Origin of the sequence: Acinetobacter sp. KB005, assembly GCF_049949095.1 — a bacterium.
GTDB classification, from domain to species: domain Bacteria; phylum Pseudomonadota; class Gammaproteobacteria; order Pseudomonadales; family Moraxellaceae; genus Acinetobacter; species Acinetobacter calcoaceticus.
The window spans coordinates 1199223-1218821 of record NZ_CP188191.1 but is presented as its reverse complement, the minus strand read 5'-3'; the positions used below and the strand labels follow the sequence as shown (position 1 = coordinate 1218821).

At 40.7% G+C, this 19599-nt stretch carries 19 protein-coding genes, 3 tRNA genes and 1 pseudogene; 8 read left to right on the top strand and 15 right to left on the bottom strand.

Annotation, left to right across the window (positions count from 1 at the left end; all coding sequences use genetic code 11):
• Positions 1 to 2: 2 nt before the first annotated feature.
• The 7 genes from nusA to tpiA form a co-directional block, all read right to left on the bottom strand.
• Entirely contained in the window at positions 3 to 1487 is a 1485-nt protein-coding gene (nusA, locus tag ACPF64_RS06005; protein WP_426455813.1) for a transcription termination factor NusA, read from the bottom strand.
• Positions 1488 to 1523: 36 nt separating this feature from the next.
• Positions 1524 to 2048, bottom strand: a complete 525-nt coding sequence (gene rimP / locus ACPF64_RS06000; protein ID WP_426455812.1) for a ribosome maturation factor RimP — start codon at positions 2046 to 2048, stop codon at positions 1524 to 1526.
• A gap of 215 nt (positions 2049 to 2263) precedes the next feature.
• Positions 2264 to 2340 (bottom strand) — tRNA-Met (locus tag ACPF64_RS05995).
• A gap of 89 nt (positions 2341 to 2429) precedes the next feature.
• Positions 2430 to 2506, bottom strand: a tRNA-Met gene (locus tag ACPF64_RS05990).
• Positions 2507 to 2547: 41 nt separating this feature from the next.
• Positions 2548 to 2632 (bottom strand) — tRNA-Leu (locus tag ACPF64_RS05985).
• 56 nt (positions 2633 to 2688) lie between these two features.
• The gene (gene secG, locus ACPF64_RS05980; RefSeq protein WP_005037186.1) at positions 2689 to 3018 is read right to left on the bottom strand and encodes a preprotein translocase subunit SecG; all 330 of its coding nucleotides are present in this window, start codon (positions 3016 to 3018) and stop codon (positions 2689 to 2691) included.
• Between the two features lie 12 nt (positions 3019 to 3030).
• Entirely contained in the window at positions 3031 to 3825 is a 795-nt protein-coding gene (gene tpiA / locus ACPF64_RS05975; protein WP_426455811.1) for a triose-phosphate isomerase, read from the bottom strand.
• Positions 3826 to 4116: 291 nt separating this feature from the next.
• On the opposite strand from tpiA, the gene pilB reads away from it, so the two are divergent.
• From pilB to coaE, 4 genes are read left to right on the top strand one after another with little or no spacing between them, the layout of a single operon-like run.
• Entirely contained in the window at positions 4117 to 5829 is a 1713-nt protein-coding gene (gene pilB / locus ACPF64_RS05970; RefSeq protein WP_426455810.1) for a type IV-A pilus assembly ATPase PilB, read from the top strand.
• A 27-nt stretch (positions 5830 to 5856) separates the two neighbouring features.
• A complete protein-coding gene (locus ACPF64_RS05965; RefSeq protein WP_426455809.1) occupies positions 5857 to 7083 on the top strand; it encodes a type II secretion system F family protein in 1227 nt (408 codons plus the stop codon).
• Entirely contained in the window at positions 7083 to 7943 is an 861-nt protein-coding gene (locus ACPF64_RS05960) for a prepilin peptidase (RefSeq protein WP_005037195.1), read from the top strand. The genes ACPF64_RS05965 and ACPF64_RS05960 overlap by 1 nt, the downstream gene beginning before the upstream one ends.
• Position 7944: 1 nt before the next feature.
• The gene (gene coaE, locus ACPF64_RS05955; protein ID WP_426455808.1) at positions 7945 to 8541 is read left to right on the top strand and encodes a dephospho-CoA kinase; all 597 of its coding nucleotides are present in this window, start codon (positions 7945 to 7947) and stop codon (positions 8539 to 8541) included.
• Here the strand turns inward: coaE and ACPF64_RS05950 are convergent.
• The 4 genes from ACPF64_RS05950 to ACPF64_RS05935 form a co-directional block, all read right to left on the bottom strand.
• The gene (locus ACPF64_RS05950; RefSeq protein WP_004640840.1) at positions 8538 to 9452 is read right to left on the bottom strand and encodes a DMT family transporter; all 915 of its coding nucleotides are present in this window, start codon (positions 9450 to 9452) and stop codon (positions 8538 to 8540) included. The two genes, coaE and ACPF64_RS05950, sit on opposite strands and share 4 nt — an antisense overlap.
• A gap of 34 nt (positions 9453 to 9486) precedes the next feature.
• Positions 9487 to 10236 carry a 23S rRNA (guanosine(2251)-2'-O)-methyltransferase RlmB gene (gene rlmB, locus ACPF64_RS05945; RefSeq protein ID WP_005037200.1) on the bottom strand — a complete coding sequence of 250 codons (750 nt, stop codon included), beginning with the start codon at positions 10234 to 10236 and terminating at the stop codon, positions 9487 to 9489.
• A gap of 102 nt (positions 10237 to 10338) precedes the next feature.
• Positions 10339 to 10665, bottom strand: coding sequence for a pyrimidine/purine nucleoside phosphorylase (locus ACPF64_RS05940; RefSeq protein WP_003654567.1), 327 nt, complete (start codon positions 10663 to 10665; stop codon positions 10339 to 10341).
• A gap of 76 nt (positions 10666 to 10741) precedes the next feature.
• Positions 10742 to 12052, bottom strand: a complete 1311-nt coding sequence (locus ACPF64_RS05935) for a tetratricopeptide repeat protein (protein WP_426455807.1) — start codon at positions 12050 to 12052, stop codon at positions 10742 to 10744.
• A 114-nt stretch (positions 12053 to 12166) separates the two neighbouring features.
• On the opposite strand from ACPF64_RS05935, the gene recN reads away from it, so the two are divergent.
• The 3 genes from recN to ruvX all read left to right on the top strand — a co-directional run bounded on the left by recN (position 12167) and on the right by ruvX (position 14954).
• Positions 12167 to 13834 carry a DNA repair protein RecN gene (gene recN / locus ACPF64_RS05930; protein ID WP_127493313.1) on the top strand — a complete coding sequence of 556 codons (1668 nt, stop codon included), beginning with the start codon at positions 12167 to 12169 and terminating at the stop codon, positions 13832 to 13834.
• Between the two features lie 125 nt (positions 13835 to 13959).
• Positions 13960 to 14514 carry a YqgE/AlgH family protein gene (locus tag ACPF64_RS05925; protein WP_003654562.1) on the top strand — a complete coding sequence of 185 codons (555 nt, stop codon included), beginning with the start codon at positions 13960 to 13962 and terminating at the stop codon, positions 14512 to 14514.
• A complete protein-coding gene (gene ruvX, locus ACPF64_RS05920; RefSeq protein ID WP_002115066.1) occupies positions 14514 to 14954 on the top strand; it encodes a Holliday junction resolvase RuvX in 441 nt (146 codons plus the stop codon). The genes ACPF64_RS05925 and ruvX overlap by 1 nt, the downstream gene beginning before the upstream one ends.
• A 41-nt stretch (positions 14955 to 14995) precedes the next feature.
• On the opposite strand, the gene ACPF64_RS05915 is transcribed toward ruvX, so the two are convergent.
• From ACPF64_RS05915 to ACPF64_RS05900, 4 genes and pseudogenes are all read right to left on the bottom strand, one after another.
• On the bottom strand, positions 14996 to 15997 hold the full coding sequence (locus ACPF64_RS05915) for an HlyD family secretion protein (RefSeq protein ID WP_003654559.1): 1002 nt from the start codon (positions 15995 to 15997) through the stop codon (positions 14996 to 14998).
• Positions 15998 to 16036: 39 nt separating this feature from the next.
• A complete protein-coding gene (locus tag ACPF64_RS05910; RefSeq protein ID WP_004640831.1) occupies positions 16037 to 16243 on the bottom strand; it encodes a DUF1656 domain-containing protein in 207 nt (68 codons plus the stop codon).
• Positions 16236 to 18335 (bottom strand): FUSC family protein, encoded by a 2100-nt coding sequence (locus ACPF64_RS05905; RefSeq protein WP_426455806.1) that lies wholly within the window; start codon positions 18333 to 18335, stop codon positions 16236 to 16238. The genes ACPF64_RS05910 and ACPF64_RS05905 overlap by 8 nt, the downstream gene beginning before the upstream one ends.
• Positions 18326 to 18457, bottom strand: a pseudogene (locus ACPF64_RS05900) (hypothetical protein). The gene ACPF64_RS05905 and the pseudogene ACPF64_RS05900 overlap by 10 nt, the downstream one beginning before the upstream one ends.
• A gap of 367 nt (positions 18458 to 18824) precedes the next feature.
• On the opposite strand from ACPF64_RS05900, the gene ACPF64_RS05895 reads away from it, so the two are divergent.
• Positions 18825 to 19598, top strand: coding sequence for an IclR family transcriptional regulator (locus ACPF64_RS05895; protein ID WP_003654555.1), 774 nt, complete (start codon positions 18825 to 18827; stop codon positions 19596 to 19598).
• The last annotated feature ends 1 nt before the right edge of the window (position 19599 follow it).

The following is a 19599-nucleotide window of genomic DNA, read 5'->3' as shown; positions in this document are numbered from 1 at the left end:
TCCTAGTTAAACCATGATTCGCGAGCTTTCATGATCAATTGACCTGCTTGTTCATGATCAAGTCCTTCAATATCAGAGATATCGTCAGTAGCCTGATCTGCCAAATCATCGACAGTAATGATACCGCGAGCGGCAAGCGAGTAAGCGATCTCAGAAGTCATGCCTTCCATTGTTAGAAGGTCTGCGCTCGGTTCTTGAATATTTTCTTGCTGTTTCAAAGCATCAGTAAGTGCTGCTTCTTTTGCACGACTTTGCAATAACTCAACCAATTCAGCATCAAGCTCAATTTCGTCAAAAGTTTCAGCTGGAACATAAGCAATCTCTTCTAAAGAGGTAAAGCCCATTTCCACCAATGCCATTGCTAAATCTTCTTCAATATCGAGACGTGATACAAACATGTCAAGATATTGCTGAGCTTCATTTTGCTGACGAGCACGATACTCTTCTTCAAGCATCATGTCGAGTTTGTAGCCAGTTAAATCGGAAGCCAAGCGAACATTTTGGCCTTGTGAGCCAATCGCGCGAGCCAATTGATCGCTGGTTGCAAAAATAATATCGGCACTTCTTGCATCTTCATCAAGCACGATGCCTGAAACATCAGCTGGTTCTAATGCACTTGCAATGTACTGAGCTGGATCATCAGACCAGACCACTACATCAATACGTTCACCGTTTAACTCTTGTTGTACCGCTTGAATACGCGTACCACGCATACCAATACATGCACCTACAGGGTCAATACGATGGTCATTTGTTTTCACTGCAATTTTAGCACGAACGCCTGGTTGACGTGCCGCTGCTTTAATTTCAATAATTTCTTCAGAAATCTCAGGAATTTCTTTTTTCATTAAAGCAATTAACATTTCAGGCTTAGCGCGTGATAACAACAACTGAGCGCCACGACCTTCACGGTTCACATTGTATAAAATAGCGTTCATACGTTGTTTTGGACGAAGAATTTCTTTAGGAATCATTTCTTCGCGCGCAAGATAAGCTTCAGCGTTGTCGCCTAAATCGATAATAAAGCCATCTTTGGTTTGTTTTTTCACTTCACCGTAAATCAACTCACCAACTTTAGACTCGTATGCATCAGCAACTAACGCACGCTCAGCTTCACGAATTTTTTGTACAATAACTTGTTTTGCAATTTGTGCAGCGATACGACCAAACTCAATAGATTCTACTTCGAGTTCACGTACATCACCAATTGACCATTTAGATGGGTCAAGGTCAGAAATCGCATCTTGGCAAGCTGGCATTTCATGATCTTCATCTGCCACAACAGTCCATTGACGGAACGTACTGTAATCACCAGTTTTACGATCAATTTCGACACGAAGCTGAGCTTCTTCAGCATGCGTACCTTCGTAAAATCTTTTCTTCGTTGCAGCAACTAGAGCTTGTTCTAAAGCCTCGAAGATCGCTTCACGACTAACACCTTTTTCATTACTAACCGTTTCAACAACGGTAAGAATTTCGCGGCCCATAAGTCACCTACCGATTTCTTATAAAATTTAATAAATTTAATCTTGATAGATCAAGTTTGCTTTATCGATATTGTTGCTGTCGATCTCAAGCACGTGCTTCCCATCAACTTCAACCTGAATTTCTTCATTTTCAAGGTCTACTGCGATAAGTTTTGCTTGAAATTTACGACGGTTTTCTACTGCTGCAATCAAACGCAAAGCAATTTGTTGTCCAATGTAGCCTTGTAACTGTTCTAGTTGAAAAAATGGACGATCCCAGCCCGGGGAAGAAACTTCTAATGAATACTCACCTGAAATTGGATCATGAACATCCAGCATTGCGCCAACTTGTTGTGTTACACGCACACAATCTTGTACACCAATACCACGGCCTTGTTCTACTTCGCCATCTTCATTAAGTACAGGCTCAGCATCTTCACTTACCGTTTTATCGATATAAATACGCAATAATGAACGTTTGCCTTGTGGGAGAAACTCGATTCCCCAAAGGTCGACACCACATGCTTGTACTGCAGGAACAATTAAGTCATGCAATGCTTGGGATTTATTTGATAATTTCATTTACTCTCGTCATTCTCGTGCGATTCAATCGGTTGTTTTAACCGACACAGACCTACTATAGTGAAGCATGACTATTTGACCAATTGATGTCGAAACTACACGATAGCGATACGATAACCAATAAAAAAGGGCGTTAATCGCCCCTATCTTGCACAGAAAACAATAGTCCACTGTGCAAAAAGGCCCACTTGTCTGTGAGCCTCTTTTAAGAAACTTGGTAGCGGGAGCTGGATTTGAACCAACGACCTTCGGGTTATGAGCCCGACGAGCTACCAGACTGCTCCATCCCGCATCAACGTGCAAAAATTATATACAAATATCAAATAAAGTCAATGTAAACTTACTAGATATTTGCCTGATTAAGTTGCACCTTAATCAAATTGGTAGCGGGAGCTGGATTTGAACCAACGACCTTCGGGTTATGAGCCCGACGAGCTACCAGACTGCTCCATCCCGCAACAAAAACAAACTACTTGCACTCAACTTTCTGGTTAAAAGCTGGTGCGGAAGGGGGGACTTGAACCCCCACGCCCGAAGGCACTACCACCTCAAGGTAGCGTGTCTACCAATTCCACCACCACCGCAGCTTGTGGGACGCATTCTAGTGCTTCCAACTGCAAAAGGAAAGCCTTATTTCGAATTATTGACTCGTTTTTGGTGCATTTGGTGAAGTTTCAGGCGATGTTGTTTGAATTGGCGCTGTCGTCTGTACAGTTTTTAAACTATATGCCTCTGTAGTCTGTTTTTTCGCAAAAACAGCTAAGGTTAAACTAGTCACAAAAAACAATGCTGTTAACACAGCAGTAAGTCGAGTAAGGAAGTTAGCAGAACCCGATGCGCCAAATACAGTGGCTGCTCCACCACCGCCGAAAGAAGCACCAGCATCCGCACCTTTACCGTGTTGCACTAGAATCAAGCCAATCATCAGTACCGCTAAAATAATATGTACGATCAGTACAAAAGAGTGCATACCCTATCCTCGTTATTTACTTTGTGCAAAGGCTTCTACGATTTGATAAAAAGATGCTGCATTTAACGAAGCACCTCCAACCAACGCGCCATTAATATCTGGACATGCTGCCAACTCGACTGCATTTTCAGCTTTTACACTACCGCCATATAAAATCGCAATGTCTGGACCCGCAGAAGTAATCTGACTTAAACCTTCACGGATTTTAGCATGCATTGCCTGTGCATCTTGTGGTGAAGCAGTTTTACCTGTACCAATTGCCCAGATTGGCTCATAAGCAATTACAATTTGCTTTTGCCATTGCTCTGCAGTCACTACAGGAGCTATATCACAGATTTGTTGCAATACAACCTGCTCTGCCAAATCTTGTTCACGCTGTTCGAGACTTTCACCAACACAATAAATAACAGTTAAGCCTGCATTTAAAGAATTTTGGAGTTTTGCCTTCAAAATTTCAACGTTATCACCTAATAAATCACGGCGTTCGGAATGACCCACCAATACAAAATTAATTTGGCTATCTTTTAATAATTCTGCACTGACTTCACCAGTATAGGCGCCTGTACCTGCTACACGCGATACATCTTGTGCAACTGTATATACTGTTCTTGCAGCATTTTGCAATTGTGTTTGTACCATTGCAAGTGCAATAGAAACTGGAGCAACCCCCACATGGCAGCTTTCATCTGCAATTTGGTTTTGTTGCAATAGTTGTTTAAATTCTTCTATAAGTTGTTTGGCATTGGCACGCATTGGGTTCATTTTCCAGTTGCCAACTACCCAAGGCGTAATCGTCGAACCCGACATACGGCTCACCTTTCATCAAAAATGCAGCACATTCTACACGCATTTCTACAAATTTCAGATACTTTTCTTTAACGGGGTTGCTCATATCTTTTCTACTATTTGAAATCAGTAATAAAACTTTATTGAGCCCAAAGCCTTAGCTTTTAAAAATTAATGAATAAAAACTTCGACTGGTTCAAGCTTTGATAAGCGGATCAAGACGAGAGCATCATTTTCTCAGGTAGTAATTTTAGATAACAAAAGTATAATTTTTTATATACCAATTATAAACATATGAGCACAGGTAGGCAGATGTCAGTCATACATACATCTCCAAAATTTTCGGGGTTTTTTCGACGATTAGTCGAAGAAAAACATGTGTCGGCAGCGACCATGCAAACAGCATTAGATGCAGCAAAAAGAGCTAAACAGGATACAGTTTCGTACCTGATTGAAGAGGTTCATCTCTCCCCTTCTTTATTAGCTGAAACAATTTCTATTGAATTTGCTGAACCATATTTTGATCTGGATGTTTACGATACCAGCCAGATTCCTAAAGATTTGGTCGACCAGAAACTGATTTTAAAACATCGGGTCTTACCTCTCGTACAAAGAGGACAGATCTTATATGTTGCAACCAGTAATCCCAGCAATATTGAAGCGATTGATGCTATTCGCTTCAACAGCAAGCTTATGGTTGAGCAGGTTATTGTCGAGCACCATAAACTTGAGAAAATTCTGGCGCAGCAATTTACTGAAGAAAGTAGTTTCGAGTTTAGTGATGAAGAGTTTGATCTTGATGTAGATCTTGATACCTCAACTGCTCCAGAAGAGGATGAGGATACTCCGCAAGGCGATGAAGCACCTATTGTTAAATATGTTAACAAGTTATTAATAGATGCGATTCGTATGGGGGCTTCAGACTTGCATTTCGAACCCTATGAGAAATCGTATCGGGTCCGTTATCGGGTCGATGGCGTTTTGCGTCAGATCGCAAATCCGCCTTTGCAACTGGCTAATCGTTTGGCTTCACGCCTGAAAGTTATGTCTCAAATGGACATTTCCGAAAAGCGTGTTCCCCAAGATGGTCGTATCAAGCTCAAGCTATCGAAATCTAAAGCAATTGATTTTCGTGTGAACTCTCTTCCGACCTTATTTGGTGAAAAGCTAGTTCTACGTATTCTTGATCCATCGAGTGCCATGTTGGGAATTGATGCTCTAGGATATGAAGAAGAACAAAAAGCACTCTTTATGGAAGCATTAGATAAGCCACAAGGTATGCTTTTAATTACTGGTCCTACAGGTTCTGGTAAAACAGTATCCTTATATACGGGCCTCAACATTTTAAATACTGAAAGCTCCAATATTTCTACTGCCGAAGATCCAGTCGAAATTAACCTTGAAGGTATTAATCAGGTTAACGTAAACCCTAAAGTAGGTCTCACTTTTTCGGCTGCGCTTAAATCATTTTTACGTCAGGACCCTGACATTATTATGGTCGGTGAGATTCGTGATTTAGAAACAGCTGAAATCGCGATTAAGGCTGCTCAGACGGGACACATGGTAATGTCCACACTACATACCAACAGCGCCCCTGAAACACTGACTCGTCTACGCAACATGGGGGTTCCATCTTTCAATATTGCGACATCGGTCAATTTGGTTATTGCTCAACGTTTGGCACGTCGATTATGCCCTCAATGCAAGGTGCCTAGTGACATTCCTAAACAAAGCCTATTAGAAATGGGTTTTACCGAACAAGATCTAACACATCCCGATTTTCAAGTTTTTCAACCAGTCGGTTGTCCTGAATGTCGTGAGGGTTACAAAGGTCGAGTAGGTATTTATGAAGTAATGAAAGTCACACCTGAGATTTCCAAGATTATTATGGAAGATGGCAATGCTTTAGAAATCGCTGCTGCTTCTGAAAAATTGGGGTTTAGTAATCTGCGTCGCTCAGGTTTAAAGAAAGTCATGCAAGGTGTTACTTCTTTACAAGAAGTCAACCGCGTGACCAGTGAATAAAAGACAATTTAAAATAAGGATAATGTCATGACTGTCAAAAAGGCACAATTGATGCCGACTTTTGCTTATGAAGGGGTTGACCGTAAGGGCGTAAAAATTAAGGGGGAACTTCCAGCTAAAAATATGGCTTTAGCTAAAGTCACCCTACGCAAACAAGGTGTAACTGTCCGTAATATTCGGGAAAAGCGTAAAAATATTCTTGAAGGTTTATTTAAGAAAAAAGTATCAACGCTCGATATCACGATTTTTACCCGACAACTTGCAACTATGATGAAAGCTGGCGTACCGCTGGTACAAGGCTTTGAAATTGTGGCGGAAGGTTTAGAAAACCCAGCGATGCGTGAGGTGGTGCTCGGTATTAAAAGCGAAGTTGAAGGTGGTAGTACTTTTGCATCAGCTTTAAGAAAGTATCCTCAGCACTTCGATAAATTGTTTTGCTCTCTTGTAGAGTCCGGCGAACAATCTGGTGCGCTTGAAACCATGCTGGACCGCGTGGCAATTTACAAAGAAAAAAGTGAATTGCTCAAGCAGAAAATCAAGAAGGCCATGAAATACCCAATAACGGTTATTGTGGTCGCTGTAATCGTTACCATTATTTTGATGGTTAAAGTAGTTCCCGTCTTCCAAGATCTATTTTCTTCCTTTGGCGCAAATTTGCCTGCTTTTACACAAATGGTCGTAAATATGTCGAAATGGATGCAGGAATACTGGTTCATTATGATTATTGTGATTGTTGCAATTATTGTTGGTTTTATGGAAGCTAAAAAGCGTAGTAAAAAATTCCGTGATGGTTTAGACAAACTCACCCTTAAGTTACCTATCTTTGGTGATCTTGTTTACAAGGCAATTATCGCCCGCTACAGCCGTACTTTAGCAACCACGTTTGCCGCAGGTGTTCCACTCATTGATGCGCTTGAATCAACTGCGGGTGCAACCAATAATGTTATTTATGAACAAGCAGTAATGAAAATTCGTGAAGATGTTGCAACAGGTCAACAACTCCAATTTGCGATGCGCGTTTCAAATCGCTTTCCATCTATGGCTATACAAATGGTCGCAATTGGTGAAGAATCTGGTGCACTAGACAGCATGCTCGATAAAGTTGCCACCTACTATGAAAATGAAGTTGATAATGCCGTTGATGGTTTAACTTCAATGATGGAACCTTTAATCATGGCAATTTTAGGGGTACTCGTAGGGGGTCTAGTGATTGCTATGTATCTTCCAATTTTCCAAATGGGCTCAGTCATATAATGCAAGAAATTATTGCTTATTTTATTCAAAACTTAACTGCACTTTATATTGCAGTTGCACTATTGAGCCTGTGTATTGGTAGCTTTTTGAATGTGGTGATTTATCGCACCCCCAAAATGATGGAACAAGATTGGCAGCAAGAATGTCAAATGTTACTCAATCCTGAACAACCCATTATTGACCATGAAAAGCTAACATTAAGTAAGCCTGCTTCATCATGCCCCCAATGTCACCAGCCCATTCGCTGGTATCAAAATATTCCTGTCATAAGTTGGTTGGTTTTAAAAGGTAAATGTGGGCATTGTGAGCATGCAATTAGCATGCGCTACCCAGCCATCGAACTATTAACAATGGCATGTTCACTGGTTGTGGTCATGGTGTTTGGCCCAACCATACAAATGCTTTTTGGACTAGTCCTGACTTGGGTTTTAATTGCTTTAACATTTATAGACTTTGATACTCAGCTGCTACCCGACCGTTTTACCCTACCTTTGGCCGCACTGGGTTTAGGTATTAATACCTTTAGCATCTACACCACACCCACCTCAGCCATTTGGGGTTACTTAATTGGTTTTTTATGTCTGTGGATTGTGTATTACCTATTTAAAGTAATTACCGGCAAAGAAGGCATGGGCTACGGCGACTTTAAATTGCTTGCCGCATTAGGTGCATGGATGGGGCCATTGATGCTGCCATTAATTGTGCTATTGTCATCTTTACTAGGTGCAATTATTGGCATCATTTTACTAAAATTACGCAATGACAATCAGCCCTTTGCCTTTGGGCCCTATATTGCCATTGCAGGCTGGGTTGCCTTTTTATGGGGTGACCAGATTATGAAAATCTATTTGGGAGGTTAAGATGGCTTTTATTCTGGGAGTCACAGGTGGAATTGGCAGTGGAAAATCTGCTGCAACACAATGGTTTGAATCCCAAGGAATACAAGTCGTCGACGCCGACATCGTTGCTCGCGAAGTGGTTGAGAAAGGCCAACCTGCCCTTCAAAAAATTCAACAAACTTTTGGAGACTGGGTACTTCAAGCAGACGGGAATTTAGATCGCCGTGCCCTACGCGAGTATATTTTTCAAAATCCACAAGCACGCCATACACTTGAGCAAATTACTCATCCTGCAATTCGCCAATCTATTATTCAACAATTACAAAATCCGCGTAGCACTTATGTGATTTTAGTTTCGCCATTGCTCTTTGAAACCAACCAGCATGAATTGGTTAATCACACGTTATTAGTTGATGCTAGTGAACAAACTCAAATTCAGCGTGCAAGCCAACGCGATGGGCAAAACCAAGAACAAATCCAGAAAATTATTGCGGCGCAAATGCCACGTGAGCGAAAACGCGAACTTGCCAATGACATTGTGTTTAATGACGGATTACTCGAACATTTACATCAACAATTAGAGCCTTTACATCAAAGTTATTTGAAACGTACAGACTAATCTGGCTCATTTTGCTGTTTAATTTTTTGTGCCAAGCTATCTGGTCGAAACCATCGCCAAGGTTGTAAGGCACCCACTCCCATTCCAACTAAACCGACAACAATAGATGGGCTTAACGCCTCCCCTAACAGAGGTACGGCCAATATGGCTGCAATAAAAGGCGCTAAAGTGACAATGCTTCCTGTTTTAAAAGCACCTAAACGCTGAATCGCTGCCACATAAGTCAAAGTTGCAATAATAACGACAAACACACCATGGAAGATGCCTTGTATGGCTAAATGAACAGGACTGACTTCCATGAAATGCTTAGGCAAAAATAAAACATAGATGGGCAAATAAATAATTGCAGACCAAATCGCAACACTTGCCATTGAGTGCCATGCAGACAGTTTCCACTGTTTAAGTAACACAGTGAAAATCCCCCACCAAATCGCACTAATAAAAAGGAGTAGATCACCTATTCCAAAAGCAGAAGCATTACCTTGCAGCATCAAAACACTCATGAGCCCTAAAGCAGCGATCATGATTGCCAGACTAGCCCATGTATGTTTATCAAATGGTTGTCTAAATAAAATATATGCTGCGAACGCAGTACAAATTGGGATACAGCCATTTAAGAAAATTGCAGCATGAGCGGCGGGAGCATAGAGAAATGCGGTGTAGACGGTAAGACAATAAATGACCCCACCAATCAAGGCCAAAATAACCGCATGCTTACTCCATAAAAAAGCGAGATCTTTCTTATAGATCAAAATAGGCATTAAAATTAGGAAGGCTATAGCGAAGCGCAGTGCGGCAATATCCCAAGCACTGATGTGCCACTGTGCATTTAAACGGGCAAAAAGCGTAAACCCGCCCCAAATGCACATAGTCACCAATACAAAGAAATAACCTTGCTTACGGGGAGACATATCAAGATGACTTAAAACTAGAAAGGCAGCTAAATTATACCTCAGAACGCTGGCGGCAAGCCTCATAAAGAGCCATACCAGTCGCTACACTGACATTTAGACTTTGTAGATTTCCTGACATAGGAATATAAACTTTATGATCACACTGTGCCTGTGTAATAGGACGTAAACCGGTATCTTCAGCTCCCATCACAATCACAACTGGGCCAGAAAAATCGCACTTTTGAAGTGGCAACGCACTTTCATCAAGCATGGTGCCAATCACACGCACATGAGTTGTTTCTTTAAGATGAGCCAATGTACGAGCTAAATTTGTGACTTGAATGAATTTAACTTTCTCGGCTCCACCTGCTGCAACTTTACGAGCAGTTGGCGTTAAACTTGCCGCACGATCACGAGGCACGATGACCGCTTGCACACCCATCGCAGCGGCAGTACGAATACAAGCCCCTAAGTTATGTGGGTCTGTCACTTGATCTAATGCCAACAACAAGGCATCTGGAGTTTCACTTAAGATTTGATCAAGATCTTGCTCATTTAAGACAGGATGCGGACGCACTGCTGCAACTACGCCTTGATGAAATGGTAGACCTGCAAGTTTTTCAAGACTATCGCGGCTTGCTTTTTGTACACTGATTCCAAAAGGCTCTGCCAATTGCAAAATCTTTTGCAAACGCTGATCATCCCGTCCTTTTAAAGTAAACAGGGTTAGCACACGCTCCGGCTCAAGTTCTAGCAATGACTCCACTGAATGAACGCCATAATAATATTCCTGTTTTGCCATGCATGACCTCTAACAACGTTTGAGCAAAAAAATAAAAATCCTGCAAAGCCAACTTCACAGGATTTCTTTGGGCATAGTGTACCCGATTTGAACAGGAATTTCTTAGCCTTCTAAATGGCACACGTAATCGAGGACTTCATCAGTTTCGATTTTAAAAACACTATTTCCAGGCACGTAAAATGATTGGCCTGCACGGAACAATTCACTTTCATTACTGTCCGCAATTGTTACGCGACATTCGCCTGAAATAATTTCCATACGCTCAGGGACATGCGTTTCAAAAGTTAAGGCTTGCTCAGTCGGCAAAATAACACCTAGTGTTTTTTTCGTTCCATCTTCAAATTGCACGGTATGGCTGATACATGCTCCACCAAAATAAACGTTTGATTTTTTGATGACCGTTACATGATCAAATTGGTTTGTACTCATGCACATTCTCCAGATAATGCCATATTTATATAAATTATGATGAATGTAGTTTAATTGTGCCTAAATAACTAATCAATCAGTTTTCATACGGATAGACTTGTAATTTCCACTGCTCGGCCTGAATTTTTTTGGCAAAAGCATGAGGTAAATTAATCTCAATATTTCGACTATTCGACACAATTGCATCGTATCTGCAAACTTCGACCTGATTTTCATCTAGGAGTACCCAACACACTCTTTGTGCTGTTGGATGGGCAACTGCTGTAGCAACTACCGGTGAACCGTCATTCATTCCTACATGAAAATTTTCACTGTCATTTTGCATTAACGCCAGATCATACGCTGGAAAATCGATAGCATCTGAATCGAATTGCTGGCTATCGTGTATCAGCACACTCTGTTTTAAAGTCGGCCAAATACAATAACGCAAATAATGCTGATCCATCACCCGATTATCCAGATAACGTCCGGTGGCAACATAATCTCTGATATGTGCTTCAATATTATGAAAAATCCCCGTACATCCACCCCACATTCCAGCCAGAATTAGCTCAGTATGAGAATAGTTATCTCGCATTAAATGAAACCACTTATCACTCTTGAGCCACGCATCTACAGCCGCCTTTTCACGGTACGACACAATCGAGTCAGCATCACGTATAAGAAAGCGCTTAATTGTTGGATCATCCATCACAAAAAAACGCCAAAACAGCCCTGATAGTTGTTTTTGAGAGTCCGTCACTGGTACCACTTGCGCACCTTTCTCTTTTAAGCGCTGTTGTACAAGTACTGGTACGGTATCATCGACATAGAACCGACACGTCCATTCTGGATAAATTTGTTTGGCTAACTCAGTATTTAAAATAGAGGTTTCACAATAACGCGGGTTTGCTCCAAATAAAGAGAAAGCAATAATATTTTCTTGAGGGTTTGAACTAAACTCTGGGGCCGCATGATTGGGAATAGGCAAAACAGGTTCGTTCTTAGCCAATTCTTTTTTAGTTGTAATTGCCAAGCGTCCAAATTTGATTGTTTCTTCTTTTTTATTTAAATGATGACAAACTTCTGTTAATCCATCATATAAGTTTGTATTTACGTTAGATCCACTTGCCTGAATCGCTTGCAAATAGTGTTGATAGGCATCGTTATAACGGCGTAAGCGTAGCTCGGTATATGCCAAATCGGATAATGCTCCCGGATGCTTGGGAACTAAATTAACAGCCTGTTTAACATGTTGATAAGCTTTGGCATAATCTCCTTGTGCGGCTGCTTGTTTAAATGCATTAAAATGCTGATTTAAAATTTTATTCATTTCCGCAGGATTGTTTTTTTTATGGCGGTTGATCATCCCTATCGGTGGTTTCGGTAAGCTTAATGTTTTTTTCATTGTAAATATCCGCAATCTTGCTGTTCTATAATTTCAGTTAGAATAATAGATCACTTGTAGCAAATTCAAAACTTCTCTATCTTTAACCCATAATTTGGCGCGTTGGATGCGTTTATGCTCACACATTTAACTTTAATTAATTTTGCATTAGCTGATCATTTAGCTATTGATATAGAACAAGGATTTAATGTTCTAACAGGCGAAACAGGTGCCGGAAAATCATTATTACTGGATGCACTTTCTGCCTGTCTAGGGGAACGTACCGATACGAATTATGTCCGTTATGGTTCAGACAAAGCGGATATCACCGCTGTTTTTACCTATCAAAATAATAGCCCTGAAGAAAAATGGCTACAAGAACACGAGCTAGATGATGATTCTGGGGAAATTCATTTACGTCGCGTTATTTTTGCAACTGGACGTAGTAAAGCATGGGTTAATGGCCGCCCTAGCAGTTTGTCTGAGCTCAAAGAATTGGGCCGTTTGCTCGTTCAACTGTATAGTCAGCACAGCCAACAGCAGCTTCTTGAGCCACCATATCCAAAGCATTGGCTAGATCGTTATAACAATTTCTATGTTGAAGCGAATGATGTACGTGAAGCCTATAGTATGTGGCAACGCACAATTCGTTTGCACCAAGCTGCCTTAGATGCACAAGCAACACGTTTGCAGCGTATTGGTACTTTAGAGCATCAAATCGAGGAACTCGAAGACGTCATTCAAACCGATTACAAAGAAATTGAGCAAGAATTTGATCGTCTTAGTCATCATGAACATATCATGCAAGACTGTAGCTATAGCTTAAATGTTTTAGATGAAGCTGAGCAGAATATTACTCAAGAAATGTCTTCGATTATTCGCCGTCTAGAATCTCATGCCGGGCGTAGTGATCAACTTTCTGAGATTTATAATTCTTTACTGAATGCTCAAAGTGAAATAGATGATGCAACGGCGAACTTGCGTCAATTTATTGATCGTCAGAGCTTTGATCCAGAGCGAATGGAAGAGCTCAACTCGAAACTTGAGGTTTTTCATCGTCTGGCACGCAAATACCGGACTCAACCAGAAACACTTAAAGAAGAATATGAAGCTTGGCAACGTGAGCTTGAGCAACTACATCAACTCGAAGACCCAGAAACACTGGCAGAGCAAGTTGAAAAGTCGCATGAGGAGTTTTTAGAAAAAGCTCAGCATTTAGACAATATACGTCGTGAAGCTGCCGCTCCGCTTGCTAAACAATTAACTGAACAAGTGAAACCTTTAGCGTTACCAGAAGCACACTTCGAGTTTAAGTTCGAACCATTAGAACAACCAGGTGCAGAGGGTTTAAGCTTTATTCAACTTTTATTTACTGCCAATAAAGGTATTCCTCCACAACCACTGGCACGAGTGGCATCTGGTGGTGAGCTTTCTCGTATTGCACTCGTGATGCAAGTCATGAATGCTGAGAAAACCGAATCCGAAGTTTTGGTGTTTGATGAAATTGATGTCGGGATTAGTGGCGGCACCGCAGAAGTTGTGGGACGTTTACTTGCCGACTTAGCGCAACATGTCCAGCTCTTATGTATTACTCACCAAGCACAAGTTGCTGCACAATCTGATCAGCATTTATTAGTGAAAAAACAACAAACTGACCCAGCCAGCAGTACAATTGTAGAACTTGATGAAAATCAAATCATTTTTGAGTTAGCTCGCATGTCAGGTGGTGTTGAAATTAATGAAACAACCTTGCAGCACGCAAAACAATTACGCCAACTTAAATTTCAGGCTTCTTCAAATTAATAAAGAAAATGAGAGAAAAAGATTGGCGAAATCCGATTAACTCTTGTATGTTGATAAAAAGAACCTATATAGATAAAAGGGTCGAGAGGCCCTCTAGTGACATTTTTTGAGGGAGAACCGCTTAGGTGACCAAACAATACCTGACTCACCGTTGTCTGATTGCCCCGCCAGAAATGGCAGATGACTTTTTTGCAAACACTGTAATTTATCTTGCTCGTCATGATGAAGAAGGTGCTCAAGGCATTATTATTAATCGTCCTTCCGGTATTCAAATTAAAGAATTACTCAATGATCTCGACATTGAAGCTGACAATGTAAATCCACATGCGGTTTTACAAGGTGGTCCTTTACGTCCTGAAGCTGGATTTGTTCTCCATACGGGGCAACCAACATGGCATTCATCTATTGCTGTAGGTGAAAATGTTTGTATTACGACCAGTAAAGATATTCTTGATGCGATTGCTCATAACGAAGGTGTCGGTCGATACCAAATTGCATTAGGCTATGCAAGCTGGAGCAAAAATCAGTTAGAAGACGAAATTACGCGTGGTGACTGGCTCATTTGTGATGCTGATATGGATCTGATTTTTAACCTGCCTTATGACGATCGTTGGGATGCAGCTTATAAAAAAATTGGTGTAGATCGTGCGTGGCTAGCATCTGAAATCGGACACGCTTAATGACCGAAACACAATCAAAATCGATTATGGCTTTTGACTTTGGTACTCAAAAAATGGGAATGGCGATTGGTCAGTCTTCAATTGAAAGTGCCAACCCTCTCCCTCTATTTGTCATGAAAGATGGTATCCCGAACTGGGATCAACTCTTAAAAATCGTGAAAGAATGGCAACCTGATTTATTTTTGGTTGGCCTTCCCCTAAATATGGACGATAGCGAGTCAGAACTCTCTACACGTGCTCGCAAATTTGCGAGACGTTTACGTCATCAAACCAACATAGAAACCTTAATGGTAGATGAGCGTTTAACGACACGTGAAGCGAGAGAAGAGTTAGGTTTTTACCAAGAACAAGGTCGAGCAAAAAAGCTATCAGCAGATAGTTTTGCAGCTGCACTACTCATTCAGAGTTGGTATCGAAATCCAGTCGGTTTAACACCCTAAGAGTAAAAAAAAGAAGGAAGGCTAAAGCCTTCCTTCTTTTTTTACTTCTCAACAATATGTACGGTAGCAGTTCGTCCCGAGACAAAAGCAAGCTGATTCTTCGGTGTTTCATCTAACACGATCTTCACGGGTACACGCTGCGCTAAACGAACCCAGCTAAAGGTTGGGTTTACATTGGCAAGAAGCTTAGAGCTACTTGAACGCTCACGATCTTCAATTCCCGATGCAATACCTTGTACATGGCCTTTAATTTTTTGGTTATCACCCATTAACTGTACAGTGGCCTGATCACCGACATGAATACGATTTAATTTAGTCTCTTCAAAATAACCCACAACATAAAGTTGTTTACGGTCAAGTAATGCAGCAACCGCTTGGCCTACTTGAACATAGTTTCCTGGGCTCATATCAAAGTTAGATAAAGTACCATCAGCGGGAGCAATTACCGCAGCACGATGCATATTAAGCTCAGCCAAATGTAAACTGCTCGTTGCTGCCTCAATCAAAGCCTGCTGTTGCTTAACAGTTGCTTCTGCTTGCTCAATTGCTGCTTGTAGTTGCTCATGCTCTGCATGGGATTGATCACGTGTTGCAAAAACCTGATCTTGTTCTTGTTTTGAAATCGCCCCATCCATTAAGTTTGAATAGCGGCTCGCATTTTTTTCAGCTAAACGAATATTGGTATCTGATTTAATCAGGTTTGCTTTTGCTTGAGCTAAGCCTGCTTGTGATTGAGCAAATGCTGCTTTCGCTTTTGCTAAATCAGATTTTGCTTGCTCTACATCTAAAGCTCGACGAGACACATCAATTTTAAAGAGTACCTGCCCCTTCTTCACACTCTGGTTATCTTGAACCAAAACTTCTGTGACAAGACCCGCTACATCCGAAGATACTTGGATGACATCACCACGAACTCGACCATCTCGTGTCCACGGCGCTGCATTGTAGTAGTTCCACAAATGCACAATGGTATAGACCGCAACCATTAATGCGACAATCAAAATTACTGGACGGATGACTTTTTTCAAATCCACCTGATTCATTTCACTCACCTAACTCAATCTTTAATTTCGCAATCATCTCTATGCACCAACCCCAACAAAAATTTGATGTATCACCAAGAGCAATAAAAGGTAAAAACACAAATTAAAAATACTAGGTAATGCAATCCAGCCTTGTGCAATCCACTTGTTGGTTAAAACACTTAATCCACGGAAACATATATATGCCAAGAGGGCTTGAACGAGCAAAGAAGGCACGTAAATGCCATAAACATTAAACTCACCCATTTGCTGTGGCTCCTCTAAAGGTACTGTTTTCATTCATTTGATCTGATGAAACATGACACATGCTATAAGCAATATTGTTAAGTGAAATGAGTAATCTTTGTCGCATAGTCATATCGTCAACATTTGAAGCAAGCTGTTTTAGTTCAAATAAAGCTCGATGGATTTTTTCCACTAAAGCTACAGTATTGTCTGCATCATTTTCTTTAGCTCTAAACAGTTCATCCAGATTTTGTTGCAGATTTCCGATGTGATGAGCCAGTTCTGAATTTTGAGGGAACTGATTCGCCAGTTCTTGTAATCTACTTAAATCGACAATACTGCTCGACTCAATCAATGCTTGATGAATTGAGGTTTTAATCTCGCCTGATTGCACCATTTTGCTGTTTAGAATCCCTATCCGATCTAACATGCTGCGTAAGTGAACTTTAAAATCAAGACCATATGGCAAATAAATCGCCTGTCTCATTGCGCGATAATGCAAGGCCAGAATACGGCTTGCACTCGTGTCTGGTGACATTGCACGAACCACGTCAATGACAACTAAAGACACTAAGACGCCCAAGATCATGGCAAAAGAACCATCAAGATAAGACACTGCATCCATGCTATAAGCATTGTGCAGGTTTAGGCCCATCATGGTATTAATACCCAAAACCATACCCACTGGCATAAGCATCTGGTTAGCCATCATAGAAACTGCAAACAGGAACATAGGTAATAAAACCAGTCCAAGCTCCCAGAATGTGGTGACATGAGGGAAAATACCAAACGCGTAAACGAAGACTAAAACTGCTGAGGCGATACTGCCCCAGATAAAAATACGCAAAACTGGAACGGGGTTATCTAAGGCCGTTAAAATACAGGCCGTTACTGCGCCCATTTGCGCCATCATAAATCCAGCTTTCCAGCCTGAAATAATCCAGACCCCAGTCACAATAAATGTAATAAGGACTGCACTAATACCACCTCGTATAGCCACACCATGGTCACGGTGTAAACTCGGATATTTGGTGGTCATTGGAGTAATGTTGTCAGGAATTTCTTTATTACCTTGCTGAATTCTTTGCCACAAGACTTTAACCGCTAAAACATTGCTAATGAAATGGCGCACATCCATTTTCATGGCTGCGACCAAAACTTGCTGATGGGTAGAAGCCGATTCCATCAAACTTGCAAAATCACTTTCAAACTCATCAGGTAACTGCAAAATATTTTCATCAACAATTAGATCTTTTTGCTCCAGAAAATGTACAACATGGGCTGAGAGCTGTTGCAGTTTTTCTGAATGAGTTTCGATAAACCGAAGTTCTTGAAGCTGCTTAATACGCTCAGATAAAGCGACCAGATTAGCAACCACCATTGAGATTTGATGAAGCATTTCTTGCAAAGGTTTGGTCATGCCATGCAACTCACCCTTTTCATAACTCAAATGTACTGCCAAAGCATGAATATCTGTGGTGTCGCGAGTAATGGTCGCTAAAAGTTGAGTATTATTCTGCTGCGGGTCAGCAGTTAATAAATTAGCAAACAGATTCTCTGTATCTTTCAGCGTTTTGATGACGCGTTGCTTAATCGCAGAACCAATGTGCATTGGAAGAATAGTGGCAGAAACCACAGCACTTGAAATCACCCCAATCGAAATCTCTATGACCCGAGCTAAAGCAATATCAAAAATATTGTATTGATCAATATACGTAATCGCATTAAAGACAATCATGGCTGTCGAGTAACCCGCCAGCATAAAAGCATAACTGCGTGGAGTCCGGTCAAGTAAAGACACATAAAGCGCAAAACCTACCCACAACGACAACACCACAGTAAACAACCAAGGTGTATTAATTAGATGTGGCGTTAGCGTTAAGGCAATCACAGCCCCACCAATCGTCCCTACCACGCGGTAGACGCACTTAGAGGACACCATTCCTGAATAAGGATTGGCAATAATCAGGACCGTACCAATCGACCACATCGGATTAATCAGATCTAATTCAAATGAAACAAATAACGCCAACATTCCGGCAATAAATGTTTTTATTGCAAAGATCAGATCAAGCCTACTCGGGCGAAACGCCAGTATTTGCTTTAATAACATGAACTCATCTCAAATACAGATTTGAACTGATGAGCATGCCCTTCAATGTTAAATTGCCTTTCTAGAGACAACAAAACTGTGCCATTTGCCTAAAAGCGAATGAGATGAGGAGCATCCTTCAATACAATGATTTTTCCACATCCTGCCTGATTGGCCCAGATGATTTCAATTTGGACGTTATTTAAACGGCCAAACTTTGGAAAGAAGAGGCATCAAGAAATTCGCCTAGAATCGACCAATTTCTCGATTAGATATTTTGTTTGGCAATTTTTTCAAAATAAAGCAATTTAGTCAACTAAAATATCTCTATTTGATAATTTGATATATTTTTTGATAATCGTATATGATGTATAAGCCAAGAGAAGTTTTCTCTTTGTCAGAGTAAAATACTCAAATCAGGCATTTATTTTAGAATTGAGACAAATTTTCTTTTTTTCTGTTATAAGAACTCAAACATGACTCTTTGTTAAAGGATACGAACAAGACGCTATGGCAATTTCAAGTTTTGGCAAAATTTTAACCGTACTGGACCTATTTTCAGTTTCGCGTCCAATAATTAATGTCGATATTATTTGCGAAGAACTTGGCTTGTCTAAACCAACCAGTTACCGTTATCTGAAAGAACTGGTGTCTACCGATCTATTAAAACGCATTAATGGAACGTCTGGCGATTATACCTTAGGCTCAAAAATTGCAGTTCTTGACTATATTTCCCGAACTACTGATCCGTTAGTTCAAATCAGCACACCATTTATGCGAAACATTGTGGAGCGTACCGAACTGTGCTGCTTGCTCACCTATTTAAATGATGACTATTGCATTGATATTCACCATGAAATATTTAAAGACACCGAATTACTGTCATATGGCCGAGGCTGCCCAAGACCTATTTACGTGGGGTCATCTCCAAAAACGATGGTTTCGCATTTAAGTAAACAACGGATGCAAGACTACTATCATCGTTACCAGCAAGAATTAAAACAATCAGGTTTTGCTGAAGATGAACCAAGCTTTATTCAGCGTATGCGTAAAATTAAAAAACAAGGGTTCTATTTCTCACAAGGTGAGATTGACCCGAATGTTTCTGGCCTTGCCGTTCCAGTTCGTTTTTCGAACAAAGAGGTGCCTTTAGCTTTAACTTTAGTTGCTTCTAAAAATCGTTTTGATTTTTTAAATGTTGAAAAGCTCACCGAAATTTTGCAAGAAAATGCAGCACTTATTGAACAACGTTTTATGGAGTTATCTGAAAAAGGTGAAATTTAAA